The organism is Enterococcus sp. SMC-9, assembly GCF_021011285.1.
Lineage (GTDB): Bacteria > Bacillota > Bacilli > Lactobacillales > Enterococcaceae > Enterococcus_C > Enterococcus_C montenegrensis.
Map to the genome: position 1 here is coordinate 1 of NZ_JAILYE010000007.1, position 26,038 is coordinate 26,038.

The window sequence follows — 26,038 nt, forward strand, 5'->3', positions numbered from 1 at the left end:
CCTCAAAATAGCCTGATTTTATCGGTTTTCGTGTTCAGCTGGATATGTTCAAATGGTGTCAATGTAAAAGACGCTGTAAAATAAAAAAATGCCGTGATGAAAATCACGGCATTTTTTTGCTATTATTTGCTAGAAGCAAAATAACGTTGAGGCAAGCGACGCAAAATGAAGATACCCAAAACACCACAAGCAACAGCCTTGATGATACCTGGTAGGATAAAGGGAATAAAGCCAGTTTTAAGCGCGGCTAAAAATTCCATACCGGTGCCAAATTTCAACCAAGCGGTACCAAAAAAAAGTGTCACCATGGCACCGACGATATTTGCAATAACTGCCCAAAAATAATTTTTTTGCGTGGCTTCTAAAATAGAGCCGGTTACTAAGCCGTTGAAGATAAAACCGATCAAAAAACCACCCGTTGGTCCGAAAAGTACACCAAATCCAGCGCTACCGCCAGCAAAAACGGGTACACCGATTAGACCTAAGATAAGGTAGATGGTAATCGCCCAAGTTCCGGTTTTCGTTCCTAAAATGGTGACGGTTAAGCCAATGATGAAGGTTTGTAAAGTCAAGGGGATTAAACCCAAAGGTATTGTTACTTGGGATAAAATAGAAATGATCCCTGCAAAAATTGCTGCTAATAATTGTTCCCGTAAAGAAATACGCATTTTTTTCACTCACTTTCGTTAACTCCATTTACAAATGGTTAACAAGATTATATTTCTTGGTTAACGAAAAGTAAAGTGTTTTTTTAAATAGTTAACCAAAAAAATTTAAAATATTGTATGATAGTAAAGAATTCGCTTAAAAAAAGAATTAGAGGAGAAATTATGAAGCCGTTGAAAAAACAGATGCTGGTAGTTTTTGGTATTGTAGCGCTAGCACTACTCTTACTATCCTTTTATAAACCAGCGGGGAAAGCAGAAAGTGTTAAAGAAGATTTTGCCAGTTCAAAACATTATTCAGAAAAGGAAATTCAGGCGGCTGCAGAAGTTGTAAAAGGTGGCTTTTCTGAAGTCTTTAAAAATTGCCGCTTAGATACATTATCGTATCAAGAAAAATTACAAAAATATGCCCGTCTAAAAAGTGAAAAAGAAGTTGCCCCAAAAACAGAATATTTATTGTTGACCAGTACCCTTTACGTGGGTCCAGCTGGGTATGAAAATTTACGTCCCAATACTTTTTACCGCGATTGGTGTTGGTATTTAAAGCGAATTGATAAAGGTGAGTGGCAATTGTATTACTTTGGAAATCTGGAATAAATTTCGCTTTAAAATAGAAGTGTGATTCCTTAGAAATGTGCAGTCGTCTTTTGACGACTGTTTTTTTATTTAATCCGATACTACAAAAAGCTGTTTTATGAAACTATGAATACGATAGGCATGCAAGCATTAATCTAACTCTAGATACGTACACACACATTAACGATGAAGCGGATCGGTTAGCAGTAGAAAATCTCATGGATTATGTTGATAATAAGTAAATTCTAAAAAAATCTAAGGTGAAATCGAAGGTAGAATATTTTTTTGACAAATAAAAAAACGCAAATCCTTGAAGAAAAAGGATTTGCGTACAATGTAATCGTGATTACATTAATTGGTTGTAGAATTCAACGACGAATGATTCGTCAACATCAGGTGTCATTTCTTCACGTTCTGGTAAACGAGTTAATGAACCTTCTAATTTTTCATCATCAAAGCTAACGAAAGCAGGACGTCCGATAGTTGCTTCTAAAGCAGCGCGAACAGCTACGTTGTTTTGAGATTTTTCGCGAACACCAATCACTTGACCAACTTCAACGTGGTATGAAGGGATGTCAACGCGTTTGCCGTCAACCGTGATATGACCATGGTTAACTAATTGACGAGCTTGACGACGAGTAGTAGCCAAACCTAGGCGGTAAACGACGTTATCCAAACGTTGTTCTAACAAGATCATGAAGTTAACACCAAGTTTACCTTCTTTGATTCTGCCAGCTTTAACGAATAAGTTACGGAATTGACGTTCGTTCATGCCGTACATGTGGCGTAATTTTTGTTTTTCAGTTAATTGCAAGCCGTATTCAGATTTTTTGCCGCGGCTGTTAGGGCCGTGTTGACCTGGTGGGAAAGGACGACGAGCTAATTCTTTACCAGTGCCAGATAATGAGATACCTAAACGACGTGATAATTTCCATGATGGTCCAGTATAACGTGACATTTAAAAATTCCTCCAATAAAATAAAATTGTTTTTTGGAGTAAAATAATCCGATGAAAAATTCATATTCGTGCAGTTCATCCTTCAATCTTCACCTTTGCAGCCGCGGTTACACAATTGAACTGGCATGCCAGCGATGGACTGGTGACGAGCTATTATTCTTCTGCTGCATTATTTTACACAAAGCTTAGTATACGATAATTTTCTAGCTATAGTCAAGAAAAATTGTTCTACTAGGCTGTTTTCACAAAATGATAGGGTATGGGAATAAAAAACGCTGTTTATTTATCCGCATTTTTAGTATAAATAGATTATTTTAGTGAAATAGGATCAAGATGACTTAGACAACGGTCATTTTACATCGGCAAAAAGAGTTATTTTTCTCTTTGAAAACTAACGATATTTGAAAAAAAGATTAAAGATAATCATCGTCTTGTAATTTTGTTACGTACTTTTTCAGAAATTTCCCGAAAGAACTTTACAAAACCGAATTGCCTCTATAAAATAAGTGGGTATTTATAATTATTCACTTAAAGTAGAGGAGAAAAGAGATGAATCCTGTATCACCGTTATTTTCAAAAATTGACACATCGATTGAAAAGAAAGTTGATTTAATCCAAGGAAGTTACTTTCGTTATGCGGTCCGTGCAATTTTAGCTTGTTTATTTTTAGGTTTGGGAACGGCTGTGGCATTTGCAATCGCAATGAAAGGCGAGCATATTGTGCCAGGTTTGGGCAAAATGTTGTATGCCTTCATGTTCAGTTGGTCACTTGTAATGATTTTGTATTTGAATGCCGAATTGGGAACTTCAAATATGTTATACATGACTGTTGGTGTTTATCGTAAACGTTTGAATTTTGGGTTAGCTGCGAAAATTTTATTTTCTTGTATTTTGTTTAACTTGATTGGCGGTTTGGTAGTGGGCTTTTTAATTGCTCAAACAGGGCCATTTCAAGGTTTAGAACCAGATAATTTCTTCTTTACCTCTATTACAGGTAAATTGGAAAAATCAGCGATGCAAATTTTGATTGAAGCGATGTTTGCTAATATCGTGGTGAATACAGCGGTTTTAATTAGTATGCGTATGAAAGATGATGCTGGTAAAGTAGCGGCAATTATCTTTATCATTTTTATCTTTGCTTTTTTAGGCTATGAACACGTGATCGCAAACTTCCCAGCTTTTTCATTAGCTTATTTTGCTTCTGGTGGAGCAATTGAAGGTATGACAGCAGGTACTGTTTTTCATAATCTTATTTTTGCTTTAATCGGGAATTATATTGGTGGCGGCTTGGTGATGGGCTTAGGCTTTGCTTGGTTAAACAATTCGAAATCCATTTATGTTGACTAATTTTTAACAGTTGTAACAAAACTTTTGATTGGCAAATCTTTGCAAAGAAGATTTGCGTGAGATAAGTTTTGTTACAGCTTTTTTTTGTGACAAACTGTAAGTAGTAATAGTCTTTTGAGGTGTAATTTAGTTTGTCTTTTGTTATGTAATCTGATTTTGAAAAATGAAACCTTGCTTGTTTTTCTAATAACTTTTACAATTGACGTTGATAAGAAAGAAAACGCTGCAAATTCATAAGGAGATTTTATGTCACGATTAACTTTTGTGCCTAATCCAAGTCAAGCTATTCCCATGGCTAAATATATGAAAAATAAATTTCCTTTTTTGGGTATTCCAAAACCACTACGCGCTAAGGCGCAAAAAGAACTTTTAAAGGCAAGTCGCCAATGGTCTACAGCCACATTGCAAGAAGAAATTTTTTATTATTATCAGCAAGACGCACGAGAATACCAGTATTTAGCGATTGATTTGTTTAATAAAAATGTTTTGCGGCTTGAATTGTCTGAGTTAAGAGCTTATTTGCCACTAGTGGCGCAAAAAGAATGGTGGGACAGCATTGATGCGTGGCGTAAAGGGTTTAATGATTACATTAAGGCCTATCCTAAAAGCTTAGCAGAAGTGTTCAGCTGGTTTTATCAGGCAGAAGATTTTTGGTTGCGCAGGATGAGTATTAATCTGCAATTGCAAAGTAAAACTGCGACAGATTTGGTTTTACTAGAAAAAGCGATCTTGTGGGATCTGAGTACGCCAGAATTTTTCATTCAAAAAGCTATTGGTTGGTCATTGCGGGAATATAGCAAAACAGATCCAGTTTATGTAACACAATTTATTGCCCAGAATAATTTAAGTCCGCTTGCTGCAAGAGAAGGTAGCAAGCAGCTAAAGAAAGCGAGTAAAAAATGAAGCGAAAATTAATTGCCTTTGATATTGATGGAACATTGTTGAACAGTCAAAAAGAAGCCTTACCCAATACAATAAAAGCCTTGGAAAAATTGCGCAATAATGGCCATTTGGTCATGGTTGCTACCGGTCGTAGTCGGTTTTTGGCCCAACCGGTCTTGAAAAAATTGGCTTTTCATAACTATGTGGTTTGCAATGGTTCAGCCGCTTTTTTAGACCACAAACAGGTTTATAAGCATTTATTGGATGAAGCGCAACTAACAGCGCTAATTTCTGAACTGGATGAATTAAGAGTCGATACCGCTTTTATTGGGATGGATGCAATGGGTCGCCATAGTGATTTTAATGTTTCCGTCATGGACGAAGCGATGCGCTCTTTTGGCTCTCATGTGCCAGAATTTGATCCTGATTTTAAAAACCAACAAGAAGTGTATCAAGCGTTAGCTTTTTACGACGCTAATTATGAAGGCCGTTTTGATGAAAAATATCCGGCGTTGCGTTTTGTTCGTTGGCATGAAAAATGTGTGGATATAATTCCAGAAAATGGTTCAAAAGCTGCCACAATCCTCCATTTGGGAAGAACTCTCGGCATAAAACAAGAAGATATTATTACGTTTGGCGATGGTCAAAATGATAAAGAAATGTTGTCTGCAGCTGGAATCGGTGTGGCGATGGGAAATGCTGAAGATGATGTGAAAGATGTTGCATCTATTGTAACTGCTTCAAATGATGAAGACGGGATTTTTAAAGCCTTACAAGAATTAGCTTTAATTTAAATAATTTGGAGGTGGAAAAGATGAAAATCGCACTAATTGCACACGATCGCAAAAAAGATTTGATGGTACAAATGACAACGGCTTACCGAGATATTTTAGCGCAACATGAACTGTTTGCGACTGGAACTACAGGTCAGAAAATTGCAGAAGCAACGGGCCTTTCAGTCCATCGCTACAAGTCGGGTCCTTTAGGTGGCGACCAACAAATCGGCGCAATGCTTGCGGCTGATGACTTAGACATGGTGATCTTTTTGCGCGATCCACTTGCCGCGCAACCCCATGAACCAGACGTAACAGCTTTGATTCGGTTGTGTGATGTGTACGAGATTCCCCTCGCCACTAACATTGGTACCGCTGAAATATTAATTCGTGGCTTAGCACTAGGACTAGCTGATTTTCGTGAAGTCATCCACGAAAACGATCAACGGCCACTTTCATTTTAATGATGTATTAAATGTGCTTTGTCGATGCGACAAGGCACTTTTTTTACTATCAGAAATTAACAGGAATAAACGAATTTTATCGGCAACAAACAACGATATTTTTTTGATTTTGGCATCCGTTTTAAAATATTTTGTTCTTATGGCGCAAAAGCTAAAGGAGTGCGCGCTCTTTTTTATTACCGTTAGTTAACGCTAGTGATGGACACTTTTTTTTCCTTGGAAAAACCACTATAATGGAACAAGACATTTAAGAGAAGAGGAAAATTTGTGCGGGTATTATTTATTGGAGATGTTGTTGGAACACTAGGTAGAGAAACGATTACGGCGTATTTGCCCAAGTTAAAGAAAAAGTATCGTCCGCAAGTAACGATCGCAAACGGGGAGAATGCCGCCGGGGGTCGGGGGATTACAGGCAAAATTTATAAAAAATTTTTGCAAGATGGTGTGGATGTCGTAACACTAGGAAATCACACCTGGGATAATCGCGAGATATTTGAATTTATCGGGGATGCTAAAAAAATGATTCGCCCAGCTAACTTTCCTGCTAAAGCACCCGGTGTGGGGATGGTTTTTGTTAAAGTAAATGAAATTGAGCTAGCAGTAATCAATTTGCAGGCCCGGGCATTTATGACAGCGATTGATGATCCTTTTACGAAAGCAGATGAATTAGTAGCAGCAGCCCGAAAGCGGACACCGTATATTTTTGTCGATTTTCATGGAGAAACGACTAGCGAAAAACAGGCTATGGGCTGGTATTTAGATGGTAAGGTTTCGGCTGTTGTCGGAACCCATACCCACGTGCAAACAAATGATGGGCGTATTTTACCAAAAGGAACAGCATTTTTAAGTGATGTCGGCATGACAGGACCTTATGACGGAATTTTAGGCATGAAAAAAGAAGGGGTCATTGAACGCTTTATCACAGCTTTGCCACAACGCTTTGAAGTGGTGGAAGAAGGAAGAAGTATCCTATCTGCCTGTGTGATTGACATTGATGAAAAAAATGGTCATGCCAAAAAAATAGAGACGATTCAAATTTCAGCAGATCGTCCATTTTATGAATAGGAAGAAAAAATGGAAAATTTTGAACCAGAAGTAACGGCCGCATTAAATGAATTAGTTCAGGCGCTAGCAGAAAATGAAGTTGTCAAAGACTATCGCCAAATTGCAGCAAAAGTGGCAAATAATCCCCGCTTAAAAGAACTGGAAGAAAAAATTAAAGCAGCGCAAAAAGAGGCGGTACAATACGATCATTATGACAAGCCAGAAGCACAAAAAGCCGCAATTTCAGCAGCGAATGAATATACTAAAGAATATGAAAATCATCCGTTGGTCATTTCTTATCGCGAAAAACTGGCACTAGCTAATGATTTACTGCATTTTATTACGGAAAATATCTCCCAAGATGTGAATCAAACCTTAGAGAGTCACAACGAACAGGAAAAAACAGAAAATTAGTCTAGAAAATTTTTAAGCTAAAGCTAATAAGTGAAGTAAAAAAATAAATTTTACCCTGGTACAAAACAGTTAGTGTGAGCTACTGAATAACTAAAGGAGGAGCTTTCATGCCTCAAAAGACTAAAAATACACCCATGATGGAACAATATTTAAGTATTAAGGCAAACTATCAAGATGCTTTCTTATTTTACCGTTTAGGAGACTTTTATGAAATGTTTTACGAGGATGCGATTAAAGCTGCTCAAATTTTAGAACTGACTTTAACCAGCCGCAATCGTAATGCAGATGATCCAATCCCCATGTGTGGTGTCCCGTATCATGCGGCTCAAGGCTATATTGATACGTTAATTGAACAAGGATACAAAGTTGCTATTTGTGAACAAGTAGAAGATCCCAAAACTGCTAAGGGCATGGTAAAAAGAGAAGTTGTCCAATTGGTCACGCCGGGGACAGTCATGGATGCAAAAGGATTGGCAGCAAAAGATAATAATTTTTTGACCGCTTTGAATTTTGACGGTGATACGTATGGATTTGCATACGTGGATTTAAGTACAGGTGAGTTGAAGGCCGCAATACTGCCAGATGAAGAAGCTGTTTTAAACGAAGCCAGTGCTTTGCAAACAAAAGAAATTGTGTTTACTAGTGAAATTACAGAAGAGTTAAAAAAGACGTTGCAAGAACGGTTAAATCTCGTCTTTTCTAGTCAAATGGAAATGACGGATAATGCTGAATTTCAATTTTTAACCAGTGAATTAAAAGAAGCAACTGAAAAAGAAGTTACGGGTAAGTTATTATGCTACTTAGCAGAGACCCAAAAGCGTAGCTTAGCCCATATTCAAAAAGCAGAAAGCTATCAACCAGATCACTACTTAAAGATGGATTACTATTCGAAGTTTAACTTGGAGTTGGCACAATCGATTCGGACGGGTAAAAAACAAGGTACGCTATTGTGGCTTTTAGATGAAACCAAGACAGCCATGGGGGGGCGCTTGTTAAAACAGTGGTTAGATCGTCCCTTAATTCAAAACAAACAAATCACGCTGCGTCAAGAGATGGTGCAGTCTTTATTAGACAGCTATTTTGAGCGGGCTGATTTACAAGCAGCCTTAACCAAAGTGTATGACTTAGAACGCCTAGCCGGTCGGGTAGCTTTTGGCAATGTGAATGGGCGTGATTTACTACAACTAAAAACATCGCTCATGCAAGTTCCGCAAATTCGTAATCTTTTAAGCGGGATTAATAATGGTGCGTGGAATGATCTGCTACTCGATTTAGAACCGATGGATGATTTAGTTGCTTTAATTGAACAAGCTATTAATGAAGAGGCCCCTTTAGCCATTACAGAAGGCAATGTCATTAAAGACGGTTTTAACGCGCAACTGGACCAATATCGCTTGGCCATGCGTAACGGCAAACAATGGTTAGCTGAGTTAGAGGCAAGTGAGCGAGAAGCTACTGGAATTAAAAATTTGAAAGTCGGCTTTAACCGCGTCTTTGGCTATTATATTGAAATTACCAAAGCCAACTTAGCTAATTTAGCAGAAGGCCGTTATGAACGAAAGCAAACCTTAGCCAATGCGGAACGTTTTATCACCCCAGAATTAAAAAAATTGGAAACGCAAATTTTAGAAGCTGAAGAAAAATCAGTGGATTTAGAATACCAGCTCTTTTTAGCCGTACGAGAAGAAATCAAAAAGGCAATCAGCCGCTTGCAAAAATTAGCCAAAGCAATTAGTGCCACCGATGTGTTGCAAAGTTTTGCCACAATTGCGGAGCGCTATCAATATGTGCGACCAGCTATGAATAATAAACAAGAATTAGCGATTAAAGAAGGACGACATCCCGTTGTGGAAAAAGTTTTGGGCCATCAAGAATATATCCCAAATTCCATTACAATGGATCGTGAAACGTTAATTCTTTTAATCACCGGACCGAATATGTCAGGTAAGAGTACCTACATGCGGCAGTTAGCATTGACTGTCATTATGGCTCAGATGGGAAGTTTTGTACCAGCCCAAAGTGCCAATCTGCCAATTTTTGATCGTATTTTTACCCGCATTGGTGCAAGTGACGATTTAATTGCTGGTCAAAGTACCTTCATGGTGGAAATGATGGAAGCCAATCAAGCGTTACGGCATGCCACACCGAATAGTTTAATTTTATTTGATGAATTAGGGCGCGGCACAGCAACCTATGACGGGATGGCACTGGCGCAAGCTATTATTGAATATATTCACAAAGTAGTAAAAGCCAAGACCCTTTTTTCAACCCACTACCACGAATTAACTGTTTTAGATGAAGCATTGCCCCAGTTGCGTAATATTCACGTAGGCGCGGTGGAAAAAGATGGTGAAGTTGTTTTCTTGCATAAAATGATGGAAGGGGCTGCTGATAAGAGTTACGGTATTCATGTGGCCAAAATTGCGGGCTTGCCAACGGATTTACTGGAACGGGCCGCAACGATTTTACAGCATTTGGAAACACAAGAGACCACCGTTACCACACCTGCGTCAAAAGTGTCAGAAGAAGTCGAGCAAATTTCATTATTCCAAGAAGTTTCCACAGAAGAATTAGGTGTCATTGATACGTTGAAAAAATTAGATTTATTGGATACAACGCCACGAGAAGCGTTAAATATTTTATACGAGTTGCAAAAACGAATTTAGAAAAGGAGGCAGACGATGGGTAAAATTCAAGAGTTATCTGAACGTCTTGCCAATCAAATTGCTGCTGGTGAAGTGGTAGAACGCCCTGCATCAGTGGTGAAAGAATTAGTTGAAAATGCGATTGATGCAGGATCTAGTCAAATTGATATTTTAGTCGAGGAAGCTGGGCTAAAAAAAATTCAAGTAACAGATAATGGTGAAGGCATTGCCGAAGATGATGTGGAAAATGCTTTTAAACGCCACGCAACAAGTAAAATTCACAGTCGAGATGATTTATTTCGGATTAGAACATTGGGATTTCGTGGTGAAGCACTGCCAAGTATCGCCTCTGTATCTTATGTAACAGTAGAAACAGCGATTCAAGGTACTACGCAAGGTTCTTTGTTGCAACTAGAAGGTGGCAAAGTAATCCAGCACACAGCGGCGCCATTACGACAAGGAACTAAAATTACAGTTGAAAATTTATTCTTTAATACGCCAGCCCGTTTAAAATATGTCAAAACATTGCAAACGGAATTATCTAATATTGGGGATATCGTCAACCGCTTGGCATTGAGCCATCCAAATATTGCATTTCGTCTTGTTCACGATGGCAATAAAATGCTCACCACTGCGGGTAATGGTGATTTGAAGCAAACGATCGCCGGTATTTTTGGTGTTCAAACTGCGAAAAAGATGTTGGCTATTGATACAAAAGATTTAGATTTTACGGTCACAGGCTTTATTTCTTTACCTGAAGTAACACGGGCTAGCCGTAATTATATTTCAACCATCATTAATGGACGCTATATTAAAAACTTTGCGTTAAATAAAGCCATTATTACCGGTTATGGTTCAAAATTAATGGTTGGACGTTTTCCGATTGCGGTTTTAGAAATTACCATGGACCCACTATTAGTGGACGTGAATGTCCATCCAACCAAACAAGAAGTTCGTCTATCCAAAGAGCCAGAGTTAACAAAGTTAATTAGTAAAGCAATCAATGAACGGCTGCGGGCAGAAAATCTTATTCCCGATGCAGGAGAAAATTTGAGCTTTAAGAAAAAAATTTCCCGTGATGAACAAGAAAAAACAGAACAATTACAAATGGCATTGCCGGCTGCTGAAAAGAAAAACAACGGTTTAACGTTTGATCCTAGTAGCGGCAAATTTGTTTATCGTAATTCACAGTCTGTGGATAAAGCTGTGGATGATTGTGGACAAGTTGAGGAAAGTAGCGCTGAAAATCCCGTGCCAACAGCTGATGAGAAGACAAATGAATTTTATAATAGTTCACAAGTAGCAGAAATTCCAACAGAATTTCCCGTTGCGCCAAGTTATCCCCAACAAGATGAAGATGAGCCAGTTTTTATTTCTCCTGTGGATAATAAAATTGAAGATAAGCCAACTTTCTCAGCAGAAATTACACCCGAGCGTGAAGTAGAACTATCACCAGCAGAACTTGCCGAAGAATTGCAAAGTGAGTTAGATCATCCAGAATTTAATCTGCAGGATAAAAATGGCAGCCAAGCTTTAAACAAAGCAATCGCAGCTTTAGAAGCTGAAAAACCAGTAGAACGTTTTCCACAATTGGAATACTTTGGACAAATGCACGGCACGTATCTTTTTGCCCAAAGTAGTGATGGCCTGTATATTATTGATCAGCACGCAGCCCAAGAGCGGATTAAATACGAGTATTTCCGTGAAAAAATTGGCGATGTAGGCAACAGCTTGCAAGAACTACTCGTTCCGATTGTGTTGGATTATCCCAATAGTGACGCTATAAAATTGCGGGAGAAAAAAGAAATGCTGCTGGAAGTTGGGATTCAACTAGAAGACTTTGGTGCCAATAGTTTCATTATTCGCGCGCATCCAACGTGGTATCCTGCTGGACAAGAAGAAAGTATCACCCGTGAAATGATTGATATGTTGCTAACGACAGGAAATGTCAGTGTCAAAAAGTTTCGGGAAGCAACAGCGATCATGATGAGCTGTAAGCGATCCATTAAAGCCAACCATCACTTAAATGAATTGCAGGCGCGTGTGTTGCTGCAAGATTTGACGCTATGTGAAAATCCATTTAATTGTCCCCATGGTCGTCCAGTATTGATTCATTTTAGTAATGGTGATATGGAGAAGTTATTCAAGCGCATTCAAGATCCTCACCGTTCACCTATGAGTGGTCTGGAAGATTAATTTTTTAAGCTAGTTGGAAGATTGTTTCGGCAGTTTTCCCGCTAGCTTTTTTTAGCCAGATGAAAAAGCGAGTGAGGGGGATATCTTTTGAAAATACCTCTAAAGTATGAAGTATTTTCTGTTTTTTTCTGGCATAATAAATAAAAGTCTTATTAAGGAAAGAGTGTTGTGAATGATTGTTGATTTTGTTGTTTTAACCGGGTTGTTTGGTATTGGTATTATTGTTGTCAATTTATTAATTGCCCTGATGGAAAAAAACAGTTCTAAAAAAGGATTAGTTGGGTTAACCATTTTTGAACTGCTTTTCATGGGTATTTTTTTGTATCTTGCACTTCCAAGTAAAAACTTGAGTTCACTTTTATGGTACAACTTGTGGGGCGCATTTGCCGCAATCTTGTTAGCTGGAGGTTTATTAACCCTTGTAAAAGCGGGGCGTAAAATTCGTCAAAAAACATTAAATGTAACCGGAAAACGAGTGGATGTTTCTTTTGATAAAAAAACTTCTCCTGTGCAGTTGGGAAAATTGTTTGGTAGTGTGGTGGCCCTGATGGTAATTTTATTTGCTGTTTCTAAAATTAGTGCAATTACTTCTATTGACGAAGTTTATTCTTCCATCCATGCTAAAACAGAGGAAAAAGCAGAGGTATTAACTTCTACCAAAGAGACCCCAATTGCAATTGCACCAGATATGGCCAAGCGGAAAATGCTACAAAAATTCTCAGTGATTCCAAACTCCAATATGTTCACCTTAGATGGCATTACTGCCCAGACGATTAATGGAGAATACGTTTATGTAGCAACAGTGGAATACAATGGTTTTTTCAAGTGGCTTAAACTTGGAGAAGTTCCAGGTTATTTCAAAATTAGTGCTACGGATATTAATGCACAGCCAGAATTTGTCAAAGAGCCATTGAAGTACACCCCCTCGGCTTTCTTTAATCAAGATGCCGGACGAAAAATTTATGCTGCGTTTCCCGGATATGCTTCTTATGGCAAAATCAATTTAGAAATTGATGATAAAGGAATTCCTTACTACATTCAAACACTGTATAAAGAATATGGTGTAACCGGACTAATGCATTATGACAATTTCAAAACGGCAGTCTTAAACGCCCAAACAGGAGCAGTTAAGCTTTATGACAGTAAAAAGGCACCAGCTTTTGTGGATGCACCCATTACTTCAGCCGCGGCGAATAGTATGAATGAATTCTTCGGGCGTTATGGGCAAGGCTGGTGGAACCAATTTATTTTTGGGGCCAAAAAAGATGTGAAGGTTCCTACAGACAATGGTATTTATGCCGCTGGTCAAATTACGCCAATGCTTAGTAAAGAAGGGCAATTAAATTATTTTACCGACTTTACCAGTGGCGATGATGATCAAGATTCTGCGTTGGGGTATTCATTAATTAATGCCCGCAGTGGTCAATTGACTTATTACCGTGATTTGGAAGTTGGGATTATGGATAGTGACGGTGCGATTTCCATTGCTGCTAAAATCTATCCAGAAAAGAAATGGGATGCTGAAATGCCTGTTCTTTACAACATTGATGGCGTTCCAACGTGGATTGTTTCGTTGATGGATACCAAAGGAATCTTCAAAAAATATGTCTATATCAATGCGGTGGATAACGATATTGTTGTCGATGCCGAAAATGCGCAAAGCGCACTAGACGCTTATCGGATTGAGCTTGCAACTAAAGGCAGCAATAATAGCAGCACCGATGCGGATTCCTTAGCTGAAAAAAGCGGTATCGTCCAACGTGTGGTTGTGCTAGCAAATGGTAGTAATACTGTTGTATCCTTTATGCTAAAAGATGATAAAACTGTCTATAGCGTCAATTCAAACAACAGTCCCTACGCTATTTTTATTAAAGAAGGCGACAAAGTTACCTTTAAAGCTAACGTGACAGCAGATCAAACTGCGGCCAGCATTCAAGATTTAACAGTAGCGGGAATTGGTGAAATAAAATAAAAAAGAAAAAATCGGGAAATCACTCTTTCCCGATTTTTTCTGGTGGAAATTTTTTAAATTTGAAGAACAATTTCAAAAATTTGAAAAACAATTTCTAAAACTTCTGTCCTTATTTTTTTAGGTCTATTCAGTTTCCTCCGCTTTTTTTCTTCATGCTTATCAGTTGAAAGTAAGAAGGAGTAGTTTTACACTTGACAGTGGCGTTAGAAGTAAAGATTTATCATTTAGCTATAAAGGTTATTGTAAAGGGCAATTTAAAGGAGGAATTTTTCTTGGCAATTATTTTAGCATCACAATCCCCAAGACGAAAAGAATTGTTAGCGCGTTTGGTAGCAGATTTTAAAGTTGAACCGGCAGATATTGACGAAACGGTAAAAAAAACAGATTTACCCGAAGAATACGTGATTCATATGGCAAAAGAAAAAGCAAAGGTTATTGCAGCTAAACATCCCAATGATTTGGTGATTGCAAGTGATACGATTGTAGTAAATCATGGCAAAATTTTGGGTAAACCTGAATCAAGAGCAGAAGCTTTTACCATGTTAAAGGATATGAGTGGTGGCATGCACCATGTTTATACGGCGGTTGTGATGCGTAAGGGGCATCAAGTTTTGCAAGAATTGGTTCCTGCCAAAGTTTTATTCTTTGAATTAAGTGATGAAGAAATTAATCGGTATCTGGATACAGGAGAGTATGCAGATAAGGCTGGTGCTTACGGTATTCAAGGTCAAGCTAGCCTATTTGTTAAAAAAGTTGATGGTGATTATTATAGTATTGTCGGCTTTCCGGTAGGCGTTGTGAATCAAATGTTGAAAAAAATAAATTAAAAAATGCGCAGCAAGTAGCGGGATAAAAAGTCAGATAAGCCACTGATTTTCGTGCCAATATTTACTGCGTATTTTGTAGGCATAAAATTTCTGCTTTCAGACACAGGGGCGTACTATTTTCTTAAGAGGTGATATTCATGGATAAAGAAGAATTGAAAAAGAAATTAACACCAGAAGAATATGCGGTAACACAAGAAAATGCAACGGAACGGCCCTTTACTGGGAAATACGACGATTTTTATGAACAAGGAATTTATGTGGATGTTGTTAGTGGCGAGGCCCTTTTTGCTTCGACGGATAAATACGATGCTGGTTGTGGCTGGCCTGCTTTTTCAAAACCAATTGAAAAACTAGGTGTCAAAGAAAAAGCAGATTTTTCCCACGGGATGCACCGAGTAGAAGTAAGAAGCAAAGAAGCCAACTCACATTTGGGGCATGTTTTTAGTGATGGGCCACAAGCGTTAGGAGGCCTGCGTTATTGCATTAATTCTGCGGCATTAAAATTTATCCCCAAAGCAGAAATGGAAGCTGCTGGTTACAAAGAATATTTGCCGTTGGTAAAATAGTCAGCTTTTGTCTAGTTCCAAACTATGCTACAATAAGGGGAACGTATGTACAGGAAGGACAAAATAATGTACGAGTATTTAATCGGCAAAATTACGGGGATAACCCCGGCGTATATCGTGTTAGAAAATCAAGGGATTGGCTATCAGATTGCAGTAGGAAACCCTTATCGTTTTCACGAAAATAAAGAAACAAAAGTGTACGTCCAGCAAGTTATCAGAGAAGATGCCCATAGTTTATATGGTTTTAAAACGCTAGCGGAAAAGCAACTTTTTTTACGCTTAATCAGCGTTTCAGGCATTGGTCCAAAGTCGGCTTTGGCGATTATGGCCGGTGAAGAGCATACCGGTATGATCAATGCGATTGAATCAGGGGATGTAACGTATTTAACCAAATTTCCTGGCGTAGGTAAAAAAACGGCCCAACAAATGATCTTGGATTTAAAAGGCAAATTAGGGGACTTATACGACCCACAAATGAATTTGGAACTCTTACCTCATGCAAATGGTAAGATGGCGTTAACAGAGGCAATGGAGGCTTTAGGAGCATTAGGCTATAGTGCCAAAGAAGTCAAAAAAGTTGAAAAAGCTTTGGCGAATGAAGAAATGCAAACGACAGACGAATATTTACGGGCTGCCTTAAAGCTTGTAATGAAAAAATAGAGAGGGGGGAAAACTGTGACAGAAGAGAGAATTGTCTCACCAGAAAAAGAATCTGCAGAACAATTATTAGAAAAATCATTGCGGCCACAATTTTTGTCGCAATATATTGGGCAAGATAAAGTAAAACATGAATTATCTATTTATATTGCGGCGGCCAAAAATAGAGAAGAGTCTTTAGATCACGTCTTGTTGTATGGACCACCAGGATTAGGTAAGACCACTATGGCGATGGTGATCGCCAATGAAATGGCAGTTAATATTCGGACCACTAGTGGCCCTGCGATTGAAAAACCAGGTGATCTTGTCGCAATTTTAAACGAATTAGAACCTGGCGATGTTTTATTTATCGATGAAATTCATCGCTTGCCGCGAGTAGCAGAAGAAATGCTCTACTCGGCGATGGAAGATTTTTATGTGGATATTATGGTAGGACAAGGACCAACAGCTCATCCTGTCCATTTTCCCTTGCCTCCTTTTACCTTAGTGGGGGCAACGACGCGAGCAGGAATGCTTTCGGCACCATTACGGGATCGTTTTGGAATTATTAGTCACTTGGAGTATTACGAAGAGACCGATTTAAAAGAAATCGTCTTGCGTTCAGCTGATATTTTTGCTACCGACATTGTGGCAACTGGTGCCCATGAAATTGCCCGGCGTTCTCGTGGCACGCCGCGAATTGCAAATCGTTTGTTAAAGCGTGTGCGCGATTTTGCCCAAGTGGAAGCAGATGGGATTATCGATGATAAAATTGCCGCCAGAGCGTTACGATTATTACAAGTAGATGAAGCAGGACTGGATTATGTCGATCAAAAACTAATCAAAACTATGATTGAGCTTTATGGTGGTGGCCCGGTTGGCTTAAGTACATTAGCGGTAAATATCGGCGAAGAAACTGAGACAGTAGAAGATATGTATGAACCTTTTTTAATTCAAAAGGGATTCTTAAAACGAACGCCGCGGGGACGAATCGCTACCAGCCTGGCTTACGAACATTTTGGTTACCCTTATGAATAATGGAGTGTGTTGGTATGGCTGTTAATCAGACAAAAGTAAAAATTGCGACAGCGTTAATCGAACTGGTGAAAACAACAGATTATAATAAAATCAGCGTGCAAACAATCGCCAGTCAAGCTGGTATTAACCGCCAGACTTTTTATTATCATTTTGCCGACAAAGATGAATTACTACGATTTATTTATTATAGTGAGGCATTAAACTTTTTAACAAGTGACGAGTTGTCTTTGGACAATTGGGAAGAACAGGTTTTACAAATGTTGCGGGCGATTCATTCACGGGGAGATTTCTATCGAAAAACCGTAGCCGATCGAAAAGAAATCCTAATTCGCGAATTTTCACAAATTGTCGGACGTCTTTTTCGTAAATTGTTTGAAGAATTTGATACAGAAAACTATTTGTCAGAATCTGATAAAGACTTTTATGGTCACTTTTTTGCCTATGGCTGTAGTGGTGTCTTGTTAGCTTGGATTGAAGCAGATTATCCAGAGTCGCCCTTAGAAATTGCGACCCAAATGTTTCGGCTGGCAAAAGACGTAGAGCTTTATTCGTATCGGTTATATCAACAAGATGATCAGTAGGAGGTAAAGACATGGCTAGTATTTTATTTGTTTGTTTAGGTAATATTTGTCGCTCGCCAATGGCAGAAGGATTATTGCGACAATATGCTAATGAAAGAGGCTGCAAAATAGAAGTCGATTCTGCTGCGACTAGTCGCTGGGAGATCGGAAATCCACCTCATCCTGGCACCCAAAAAATTTTGAAAGCAGCAGGCGTTGATGTCGCACAAATGTTTTCTCGACAATTAAAAGCTGATGACTTTTATCATTTTGATTATCTTGTGGGCATGGATAAAGAGAATATGGCAGACATTTTAGCTGTGGCACCACCGGATAAAACAGCACAAGTGGCGTCTTTTATGTCTGTTGTAGCTGGTAAAGAAGATATTTTTATTCCAGATCCTTATTATACAGGTGATTTTAATGAAACAAAAAACCTAGTAAAAATGGGGTTAAAACCATGGTTTGAAATTTTGACTAAGGCTTAGGAAGTCAAAAAAGCTTGTCTTTTTGCGGAAATTTGATAAAATATGCTTACTTATCACAAAGGGGTGGCAGAAATGAAAGAAAAAATGAATGTCAAAAAATTCGGCAATTTCGTGGCCAACACCTCGAATGCCTTATTAAAGGGATTTTTAAGTGACAGTATGGAAGAAGAACTGCAGGCAAAAATTTCAGTGGAGATGGCAGAAACTTTAGTTTTAGCAGCTGAAAAGGAAAGTTTAGTAGTTTTACAGTTGGATATAGCCAAAAATAGTGTTAAATACGAGACCGTGTATGGTTGGATTTTAAATAAGCAGTTAAATCCCAATCATTTAGTCATTAAACCACAAAATAATGAACAGCAAATGCGGATGATTCCTTTAGAGTCGATTCGTAAAGTCAGTATTTTAGATAAAGAAGGGCAACGCACGAGTATTACTCGCGCATAAGGGCCAAGTAAAATTAGAATAGTCTAGTCAGCTGCGCAACGTTTGTTTGCGTGGTTTTTTTTATTTAAAAAAATGCGAAACTAAAAAAAGGGCCCGTCGCTAGGGAGGCGACGGGCAAGGAGTTAAAAATGAAAAAGTGTTAGTTAGGGTTGTTTGTTGGTACACTTATATACTACAAAGTATTTATGAATTTTTTGTGAATCAAAGATACAGAAGTTGGTAAATATCTTTAAAAAAGTATTAAGGAAAAAATACTGATAACTAAAAACTAAAGTTTCAAATTATAGGCACGAAAGGTATCACCGTGTTTTAAATCACCGTATTGATAGCCGCGTTTAAACCAATCGACGCGCTGCTCAGAAGTGCCATGGGTGAAGCTATCTGGAACAACATAACCTTGAGCTTCTTGCTGTAAGGTATCGTCGCCAATTTGATTGGCAGCAAGAATGGCTTCATCAATATCACCAGCTTCTAAGATAGGCTGTCCTTGGTACGTTTTATTTTCGAGATAGCGAGCAAAGCAACCGGCAAAATAATCAGCCTGTAATTCTAAAGCGACGCTGTAACGATTATATTGTTTTTCTGAGAGCTGACTGCGAAGGCGGTCCATTTCTTCAGAGGTGCCAAGTTCGTATTGAACGTGGTGTCCGACTTCATGGGCAATAACATAAGCCATGGCAAAATCACCCGTTGCGCCAAAGCGCTGGGACAATTCTGTTTGAAAACTCAAATCTAGATAGACTTTTTGATCTCCAGGACAATAAAATGGTCCAACCGCAGAAGAAGCTTGGCCGCAAGCCGAGCGCACACTGCCGCTGTATAAAACCAATGTCGGATCTTGATAATCTGGTTGGTGTTGCGCGTATTCTGTTTTTTTGAATTCTGTGTTCCAATAATCTTCCAAGTGGCCAAAAACAACGCTGGCAAATTCTTTTTGATCATCTGTACCAGTGGGCTGTTGGGCAGTAATCGGGCTATTATCAGTTCCTAAAAGTGACCCCAAATCGATATTGCCACCAGAAAAGAATAAAGAGAATAAAACGATTAAAAGTAGGCCAATCCCGCCCCCGCCGATTACACCACCGGATAAACCGCCGGAACTGCTTCTACGGTCTTCGACGTTTTTACTTTGTCGTCCGCCTTTAAAACGCATTAAATCTCCCCCTTAATTGCGCGTCTATTTATTTTTTTCGTTAAAAATCTTGCGTAGACGTTTGTATAAGATAATGTATTGTTCATCATCTAAACCGTGTTCCCATAAAAAGACGTTTAATTCAGGGTACTGATTTTTTACTAATAAAGAAGAGCTGATAATTAAATCATATTGGTCACGTTTTTGGCTGTTGTATGTTTCAGCGTTAACAAATTGCAAGTCAAACATAAACTGATAAACACTTTTAACAAGTAGATAATTGTGTTCTAAAGCCACACCAACTTCTACTTTATGCGCTTTTGTAGTTGTATCGTAAAGAGGCATTAAAACTTGCGTAAAGCCATTGACCAAACTGCTAATCGTCGCATTATTAACAAAGCTATTATAAGGTTCTTGTTCACTCATCTCGGTAAAGAAAGTGTGAATTTTAGCTTCCATTTCTCGAATTGGCGATTCAAAAACTTGTTTTGGTCCCAATAGTCGTTGAATAGTTGGAAACCGATATTTAATGACATAATAACCAAAGGTAATATTTAATAGATTTCCTAGTACCATTGGTTGATCCAAAAGCGCAGGGTTGTCTGAAAATAAGTCAGCTTTGGCAAAATCTAAGAATTTTTCCACCAAGGTATAAACAGGATTTGGTTTTTCGCTGAAGTCTTTAATGGTTTGCGTTAAGGTTGGATCATCTTCTAACGTGTAAAAAGGAATAAAGTGTGCCAAGAAGAAAATAAAGCTAGACTCTGCTTTATTTTGCCGTGACGTCAATTTATTGTCTACTAAAGGATTCAAACGAGAAAAATCATAATAATCGTTATCTTTCATCAAGCAGTCGTAAGCTTTGTCATATTTTACAAAATTACCTTTTTCAATTCGCAATAAGAAAATCGCGGCAAAGTATTTTAATTCCCAACGACCTAAATAAGTACGGGAAAGTGGGAAGTACTCGCCAAAGGCATCGACAATTTTTTCAACTTTTTCTTCGGACACACTAAAAGGCCAAGTAATCCCTCTAGAACCCAACCAGATTAAATTGAATAGGGCCAAGCGTACAAGGCGTTCATCCCCCACCATGCCAGCTTCAGTGTATGTAAAGCGCAAATTAAAAGATTTCAAGAAGTTCTTTAACTTCTCAATCTTACGCGATACTGTCGAGCGACTTGAGAAGTAACGGTCACAGAAATCTTCAATCGTTGGATTTTCTTCATTCATAAAATATAAAATAAATTGAAATGGCACTGAACCTTGTAATAGATAGTAACGGTACTCGTCGATGGTGGCCGTTAAATTAAGACAATCAATTTTGCCAGCCCCGATTAAAAAACTTTCGTGTTCAGGATGAATCTTACTAATATCTTTATCAATTTCCGTTAAGTCGATGACAGTTTGCTGGTAGTTTAAATCCATTTCTTGGGCCAGCTCTGCAATTGGGTAATTCTGTCGCCCAATAAACATCATTTTGCGGAACAGTTTAAATTTTAACAAGGTTGATGAGTCCATCATCAGCTCTTCATATACCATAAATATCCCTCCGTAATTTGACTCCTTTTCCCTCATTGTATCGTTTTTTTGTCAGACTGTCAGTTATAAGCACACGCAAAAGCGCCGGCTTTTAAAAAGAAGCCAGGCGCTTTTGTTTGTTTATTTTATATTTTGTTTTTAAGAAAATTTACTGCGAATTTTCAACTGGTGCTTTTTTGATGACGGTCCATATTAAACCTACACCAAAGCCGATAACAGCAGGTAAAATCCAGCCCATTCCCAGTTTGAAAAAGGGAAGGTAATCTGTCGCAAAGTGTAAGAGACTTTGAACCGGAGCTAAATTTTTCAAGAAGGCAGGGGCAGCGTTCAAACCGTCAATGATTGCAGCAAACAAAGTGAAATACGTGGTAAGTCGATACACGCTAGCTCTTTGTTTAAACAAAGGTCCAAGTAAAGCTAATAAAATTAAAGTGATGGCTAACGGATACGTGAACATCAACACCGGTGTTGAAAACTCAATGATCTTCGTTAGTCCAACATTGGCAAATAAGCAGGCTAAAAAACTAGCACCAGTAACAAAAGTTGTATATTTTTGTTGGGGGAATAATGCGACGAATGTTTCCGAAAAAGCCGTAATTAACCCGATTGCAGTTTTTAAACAAGCGATGATAACGATAAAGGCTAGTAAAATACTTCCACCGGTACCAAGATAGTGGCGGGCAATCTCTGCTAAGGCAATGCCCCCATTTTCAGAGATGGCAAACTTACCTAAACTCATGGTTCCCATTAAAGCCAGTAAAGTGTAAATAATACCCATTAAAAGAATGCTGACAAAACCCGATTTAACCGTATCGATGGCAATCGTGCTGGATTTTTTAACGCCCATATCTTTTAAGGTCGTCACAATAATAATCCCAAAAGCAAGGGAAGCTAAAGCATCTAAGGTGTTGTAGCCTTCAGTAAAGCCTGTTAAAAAGGCGTGATTGGTGTAGTCTGCTTGAATAGGCGTAGCCTGAATACCACCGATAGGATTTAAAAAGGCTAATAAAATTAAAATTCCTAATAGTAATAAAAACAACGGATTTAAAAATTTACCGACATAATTTAATAATTTTGTTGGCTTGCGGGATAATGCCCAGGCAGCTACAAAAAATAAAATACTAAAGCCTGCTAATGCTAGTGTAGTTTGCTCCTTAGCCAAAAAAGGCGCTAAGCCAATTTCAAAAGAGGTTGTTGCTAACCGAGGTAAAGCAAAAAATGGTCCGATAACTAAGTATAATAAAATAGTAAAAATTTTGGCATAGGTCTTATTGACACGACAAGCTAAATCATAAAGTCCGCTGCTGCGGGATAAACCGATAGCTAAAACACCTAAAAAAGGTAAGCCAATACCAGTAACCAAAAAACCTAAATTCGCGCGAAAGACGTTAGCACCGGCTAGCTGTCCCATGTGCACTGGGAAAATTAAATTTCCCGCTCCAAAGAATAGACCGAATAACATTGAACCGACAAACAAATAATCTTTAAATTGCAGTTTCTTTTCCATTTTCCCACCTCTAAAATTGTGTTTTCTAAAAATAATTGCAAAAGGCTTCGATAAATAAGTCATTTGCTCTTGTGAAAAGATTTTTTAAATGACAAATGTACCGTTTTATAAGTGTTACAAAAATAACAGAAAAGGTCTTGATTTTCAAGAGTTTTCTGAAAGTTTGAATAAAAACGTGCTAAAGCAGGGGATAAAAGGATTACTTGTGCCCATAATCTTTAGGTATGCTAAAATAAGACGAGGTGAATATTGTGACAAAAGGACGTTTAACGGCTTTTACTGACGGTGTTGTAGCAATCGTCATTACCATTTTAGTATTGGAAATTCGTTTTCCCCAAGCGCCAACTTTAGCATCACTTTTAGCCATGCGGGATGTGTTAACTGCGTATACTATCAGTTTTATTTTTGTCGCGGTTATTTGGGTGACACATCATCGGGTGATGAAGATGACAGAAAAAGTCGATGACCGGGTCATTTGGGCCAATATTTTTTGGCTTTTTTGGTTAACTTTGTGTCCAGCTGTCACGCAGTGGGTGGGAAGTAATCCGGGGATGTTCTGGCCAGCGTTAGCTTATGTGGTGGTGTACACCATGTGGAGCTTTTCATTTGGTATTTTGACAAAGCAAATTTTAAAAGCGAATGATGACAACACCCGGGGAACACAGTTGTTGCGCAATGATCGTCGCAGCAGTTTTTCAATGGTGATTAATCTATTATTAGTGGCAGCCGTTTTTTGGCATCCTACGATTGGGTTGTTTGGTCGTTTTATTGTTTCTGCCATTTGGATTCCTTCTTACGAAACAGCCGCCAAAATTCAAGCAGGATTGCACCTATAAATTTTTTCATTTTCGCAGGGGAAATTATCCTCCCTGATATAGATAAAAAGCGTTGGTAGTGAAGGGGAATCCTTCATTACCAACGCTTTTTGCAGGTAACAAATAATTGTAACAAAAGGTCCTCATTTTATTTTCGCTCGAATTTAAAATGATAAATGAGCCACAAGATAACAAACCAAACTGGCGTTACCAAGGCTGCAATACGCGTCTCTTTTGATAAAAGTAAAACGACGGCAACAAATAATAAAAAGGCAAAAATTAAGACATTGCTATAAGGGTAAAGGGGCATTTTGAAGTCGTGACTTTTCTTTCCCAACATACTTTTGCGATATTTCATATGGGTGTAAACCAAGATACCCCAAATAAACAAAAAACAAGTCGTCGCAACACTTGTTACGATGGTGAATACTTCACTGGGCATAAAGTAATTTAAAATGACGGCAATAAAAATGACTAATGCCGAAAAGAAGATGGCATTACCTGGAACTTGATGTTTGGTTAATTTTTCAAAGGGCTTTGGCGCACTGCCTTCTTGAGCTAAAGAGCGTAACATACGGCCGGTACTGTAAATCGCGCTGTTACAAGCAGATGCGGCGGCTGATAAAACGACTACATTAATGACAGTAGCAGCAGCAGTAATACCAATGTCAGAGAAGACTTCAACAAATGGACTTTCACTGGAATTTAAACTATTCCAAGGGTAAATTGCCATAATGACAAACAATGCTCCTAAATAAAATAGAATAATTCGAATAGGGATGTTGTTAATTGCTTCTGGTAAAACTTTTTTCGGATTTTTGGTTTCGCCAGCAACAAGTCCAACCAACTCAATTCCGGCAAAAGCGAAAGTTACCATTTGAAAAGAGAGAATAAAGCCAGAGGCACCTTTTGGAAACCAGCCACCGTGATTCCAGACATTGCTGATTTTAACTGTCCCTGCAGCGGTTTTGTAATGGGTGACAATCATATAGGCGCCTACGATTATTAAAGCAATAATGGCCACTACCTTGATTAAAGCAAACCAAAACTCCAATTCGCCAAATAAAGACACAGCAATCATGTTTAAGGCAACTAGTAAAACTAAGGCAATAATTTCAGGCAGCCATTGGGGGACTTGCGGAAACCAATACCTCACGTAAAGTCCAGTGGCAGTTAAGTCGGCCATGGCAATTGAAATCCAACAAAACCAATAGGTCCAACCGGTTAAAAATGCCCATTTTTTGCCTAAATATTCCGCAACAAAATCTAAAAAAGAGTGTTTGTCCGTATTTGATAAAAGTAACTCGCCTAAAGAGCGCATAATCAAAAAGCAAACGCAGCCGGTAATTAAATAGGCAAATAAAATGGAAGGTCCAGCTAATTGGATCGATTTGCCGGCACCTAAGAAAAGTCCCGTTCCAATCGCGCCTCCGATTGAAATTAATTGGACATGGCGATTTTTTAAACTACGATTTAATTCTTGTGGTTCCATAAATCATTCATCCTTTGTAGGTGAGCACTACACTCACACAAATTTTTAAAAGTTTGAAAAGCATTGGCTCCATTTTAGGATAATTTTCTGAAAATTTCAATGATTGATTTTTAAACCGGTAGATAAAAAGTCTTCGTAAGCCTAATTTGCTTAGTTTCACAGCGCGTTAGTTCGTAAATTTAGCCCCATAATCTTACCATAAGTGATTTATTTAGAAAAAATCTGTCGAAAAAAAAACACCGGGTAGGTTTTAGAAGATTTATTATCTTCTAAAATCTATCCGGTGTAACAATTATGCGTCTTTGTCTAAAACGCGGTGTAGGAATTTTTTGGTGCGTTCTTCTTTTGGATTTGCAAAGATATCTTCTGGTGAACCTTGTTCAGCGATAACACCTTTATCCATGAAGATTACGCGATCAGAGACATCACGGGCAAAATCCATTTCGTGGGTTACGACTACCATGGTTAGACCAGTATGGGCTAAAGCTTTCATGGTTTTTAAAACTTCTCCTACCATTTCAGGATCTAGCGCAGAAGTTGGTTCGTCAAAAAGCATCACATCTGGATCCATTGATAACGCACGCGCAATGGCTACCCGTTGTTTTTGACCACCGGATAATTGAGCAGGCTTGGCATCAACGTAGCGATCCATACCAACTTTTTCTAAGTTTTCTAAAGCAATCTTTTTTGCCTCAGCGCGGTTTCGTTTTAAAACTGTGGTTTGACCAGTGACACAATTTTCCAAAACGTTCATATTGTTGAACAGATTAAAGGATTGGAAAACCATGCCTAAATGCGTCCGATACTTTGTCAGGCTATAACCTGGGGATAAAACATTTTCCCCTTTATAATAAATTTCACCACTAGTAGGTTTTTCTAGTAAGTTAATGCAGCGTAATAAAGTTGATTTACCAGAACCAGAGGAACCGATAATTGAAACAACTTCACCTTTAGCTACAGAAAAATCGATATCTTTTAAAACTTCATTTTCACCAAAGCTTTTTTTCAAATGCTGAATGTTAATAATTTGTTCTGCCATGTTCTTTCCTCCTAAG

Annotated in this window: 25 protein-coding genes; 18 read left to right on the forward strand and 7 right to left on the reverse strand. The window is 38.3% G+C overall.

Annotation, left to right across the window (positions count from 1 at the left end; translation table 11 throughout):
- Positions 1-122: 122 nt before the first annotated feature.
- Positions 123-668, reverse strand: a complete 546-nt coding sequence (locus K4422_RS11525; RefSeq protein WP_230711207.1) for a biotin transporter BioY — start codon at positions 666-668, stop codon at positions 123-125.
- A 162-nt stretch (positions 669-830) separates the two neighbouring features.
- On the opposite strand from K4422_RS11525, the gene K4422_RS11530 reads away from it, so the two are divergent.
- Entirely contained in the window at positions 831-1,262 is a 432-nt protein-coding gene (locus tag K4422_RS11530) for a hypothetical protein (RefSeq protein WP_230711208.1), read from the forward strand.
- A 325-nt stretch (positions 1,263-1,587) separates the two neighbouring features.
- Here the strand turns inward: K4422_RS11530 and rpsD are convergent, their stop codons facing one another.
- Positions 1,588-2,199, reverse strand: coding sequence for a 30S ribosomal protein S4 (rpsD, locus tag K4422_RS11535; RefSeq protein ID WP_230711209.1), 612 nt, complete (start codon positions 2,197-2,199; stop codon positions 1,588-1,590).
- Positions 2,200-2,748: 549 nt separating this feature from the next.
- Between rpsD and K4422_RS11540 the strand changes: the two genes are divergently transcribed.
- The 16 genes from K4422_RS11540 to K4422_RS11615 all read left to right on the forward strand — a co-directional run bounded on the left by K4422_RS11540 (position 2,749) and on the right by K4422_RS11615 (position 18,495).
- Positions 2,749-3,546: a formate/nitrite transporter family protein gene (locus tag K4422_RS11540; protein ID WP_230711210.1), complete on the forward strand. Its 798-nt coding sequence runs from the start codon at positions 2,749-2,751 to the stop codon at positions 3,544-3,546.
- Between the two features lie 246 nt (positions 3,547-3,792).
- Positions 3,793-4,449 carry a DNA alkylation repair protein gene (locus tag K4422_RS11545; protein WP_206903500.1) on the forward strand — a complete coding sequence of 219 codons (657 nt, stop codon included), beginning with the start codon at positions 3,793-3,795 and terminating at the stop codon, positions 4,447-4,449.
- Entirely contained in the window at positions 4,446-5,222 is a 777-nt protein-coding gene (locus K4422_RS11550) for a Cof-type HAD-IIB family hydrolase (RefSeq protein WP_230711211.1), read from the forward strand. Before K4422_RS11545 ends, K4422_RS11550 begins: the two co-directional genes overlap by 4 nt.
- Positions 5,223-5,242: 20 nt before the next feature.
- Positions 5,243-5,665 carry a methylglyoxal synthase gene (gene mgsA, locus K4422_RS11555; protein ID WP_230711212.1) on the forward strand — a complete coding sequence of 141 codons (423 nt, stop codon included), beginning with the start codon at positions 5,243-5,245 and terminating at the stop codon, positions 5,663-5,665.
- A gap of 267 nt (positions 5,666-5,932) precedes the next feature.
- Positions 5,933-6,730 (forward strand): TIGR00282 family metallophosphoesterase, encoded by a 798-nt coding sequence (locus tag K4422_RS11560; protein ID WP_230711213.1) that lies wholly within the window; start codon positions 5,933-5,935, stop codon positions 6,728-6,730.
- 9 nt (positions 6,731-6,739) lie between these two features.
- Entirely contained in the window at positions 6,740-7,123 is a 384-nt protein-coding gene (locus tag K4422_RS11565) for a YlbF family regulator (protein ID WP_230711214.1), read from the forward strand.
- 107 nt (positions 7,124-7,230) lie between these two features.
- The gene (gene mutS / locus K4422_RS11570) at positions 7,231-9,789 is read left to right on the forward strand and encodes a DNA mismatch repair protein MutS (protein ID WP_230711215.1); all 2,559 of its coding nucleotides are present in this window, start codon (positions 7,231-7,233) and stop codon (positions 9,787-9,789) included.
- 15 nt (positions 9,790-9,804) lie between these two features.
- Complete coding sequence (mutL, locus tag K4422_RS11575; protein ID WP_230711216.1) at positions 9,805-11,964, forward strand: DNA mismatch repair endonuclease MutL; 2,160 nt, start codon at positions 9,805-9,807, stop codon at positions 11,962-11,964.
- Positions 11,965-12,136: 172 nt separating this feature from the next.
- On the forward strand, positions 12,137-13,936 hold the full coding sequence (locus K4422_RS11580; protein ID WP_230711217.1) for a DUF3488 domain-containing protein: 1,800 nt from the start codon (positions 12,137-12,139) through the stop codon (positions 13,934-13,936).
- 272 nt (positions 13,937-14,208) lie between these two features.
- Positions 14,209-14,763, forward strand: coding sequence for a Maf family protein (locus K4422_RS11585; protein WP_206903508.1), 555 nt, complete (start codon positions 14,209-14,211; stop codon positions 14,761-14,763).
- A 137-nt stretch (positions 14,764-14,900) separates the two neighbouring features.
- Positions 14,901-15,329: a peptide-methionine (R)-S-oxide reductase MsrB gene (gene msrB, locus K4422_RS11590; RefSeq protein WP_230711218.1), complete on the forward strand. Its 429-nt coding sequence runs from the start codon at positions 14,901-14,903 to the stop codon at positions 15,327-15,329.
- A gap of 66 nt (positions 15,330-15,395) precedes the next feature.
- Complete coding sequence (ruvA, locus tag K4422_RS11595; RefSeq protein WP_206903510.1) at positions 15,396-15,989, forward strand: Holliday junction branch migration protein RuvA; 594 nt, start codon at positions 15,396-15,398, stop codon at positions 15,987-15,989.
- Between the two features lie 15 nt (positions 15,990-16,004).
- Positions 16,005-17,003 carry a Holliday junction branch migration DNA helicase RuvB gene (gene ruvB, locus K4422_RS11600; protein WP_206903511.1) on the forward strand — a complete coding sequence of 333 codons (999 nt, stop codon included), beginning with the start codon at positions 16,005-16,007 and terminating at the stop codon, positions 17,001-17,003.
- A 14-nt stretch (positions 17,004-17,017) separates the two neighbouring features.
- Entirely contained in the window at positions 17,018-17,584 is a 567-nt protein-coding gene (locus tag K4422_RS11605; protein WP_206903512.1) for a TetR/AcrR family transcriptional regulator, read from the forward strand.
- 11 nt (positions 17,585-17,595) lie between these two features.
- Positions 17,596-18,051 (forward strand): low molecular weight protein-tyrosine-phosphatase, encoded by a 456-nt coding sequence (locus K4422_RS11610; protein WP_230711219.1) that lies wholly within the window; start codon positions 17,596-17,598, stop codon positions 18,049-18,051.
- A gap of 72 nt (positions 18,052-18,123) precedes the next feature.
- Positions 18,124-18,495, forward strand: coding sequence for a hypothetical protein (locus K4422_RS11615; protein ID WP_206903514.1), 372 nt, complete (start codon positions 18,124-18,126; stop codon positions 18,493-18,495).
- 268 nt (positions 18,496-18,763) lie between these two features.
- Here K4422_RS11615 and ypfJ read toward each other — a convergent pair whose 3' ends face one another.
- The 3 genes from ypfJ to brnQ all read right to left on the reverse strand — a co-directional run bounded on the left by ypfJ (position 18,764) and on the right by brnQ (position 22,676).
- Positions 18,764-19,648, reverse strand: a complete 885-nt coding sequence (gene ypfJ / locus K4422_RS11620; protein ID WP_230711220.1) for a KPN_02809 family neutral zinc metallopeptidase — start codon at positions 19,646-19,648, stop codon at positions 18,764-18,766.
- A 24-nt stretch (positions 19,649-19,672) separates the two neighbouring features.
- The gene (locus K4422_RS11625) at positions 19,673-21,169 is read right to left on the reverse strand and encodes a helix-turn-helix domain-containing protein (protein WP_230711221.1); all 1,497 of its coding nucleotides are present in this window, start codon (positions 21,167-21,169) and stop codon (positions 19,673-19,675) included.
- 148 nt (positions 21,170-21,317) lie between these two features.
- Complete coding sequence (brnQ, locus tag K4422_RS11630) at positions 21,318-22,676, reverse strand: branched-chain amino acid transport system II carrier protein (protein WP_230711222.1); 1,359 nt, start codon at positions 22,674-22,676, stop codon at positions 21,318-21,320.
- Positions 22,677-22,927: 251 nt separating this feature from the next.
- Here brnQ and K4422_RS11635 point away from each other — a divergent pair, with 251 nt between their 5' ends.
- Positions 22,928-23,512 carry a TMEM175 family protein gene (locus K4422_RS11635; protein WP_206903518.1) on the forward strand — a complete coding sequence of 195 codons (585 nt, stop codon included), beginning with the start codon at positions 22,928-22,930 and terminating at the stop codon, positions 23,510-23,512.
- Positions 23,513-23,639: 127 nt separating this feature from the next.
- Here K4422_RS11635 and K4422_RS11640 read toward each other — a convergent pair whose 3' ends face one another.
- Entirely contained in the window at positions 23,640-24,983 is a 1,344-nt protein-coding gene (locus K4422_RS11640; protein WP_230711223.1) for an amino acid permease, read from the reverse strand.
- Positions 24,984-25,275: 292 nt separating this feature from the next.
- On the reverse strand, positions 25,276-26,022 hold the full coding sequence (locus K4422_RS11645) for an amino acid ABC transporter ATP-binding protein (protein ID WP_230711224.1): 747 nt from the start codon (positions 26,020-26,022) through the stop codon (positions 25,276-25,278).
- Between the last annotated feature and the right edge of the window lie 16 nt (positions 26,023-26,038).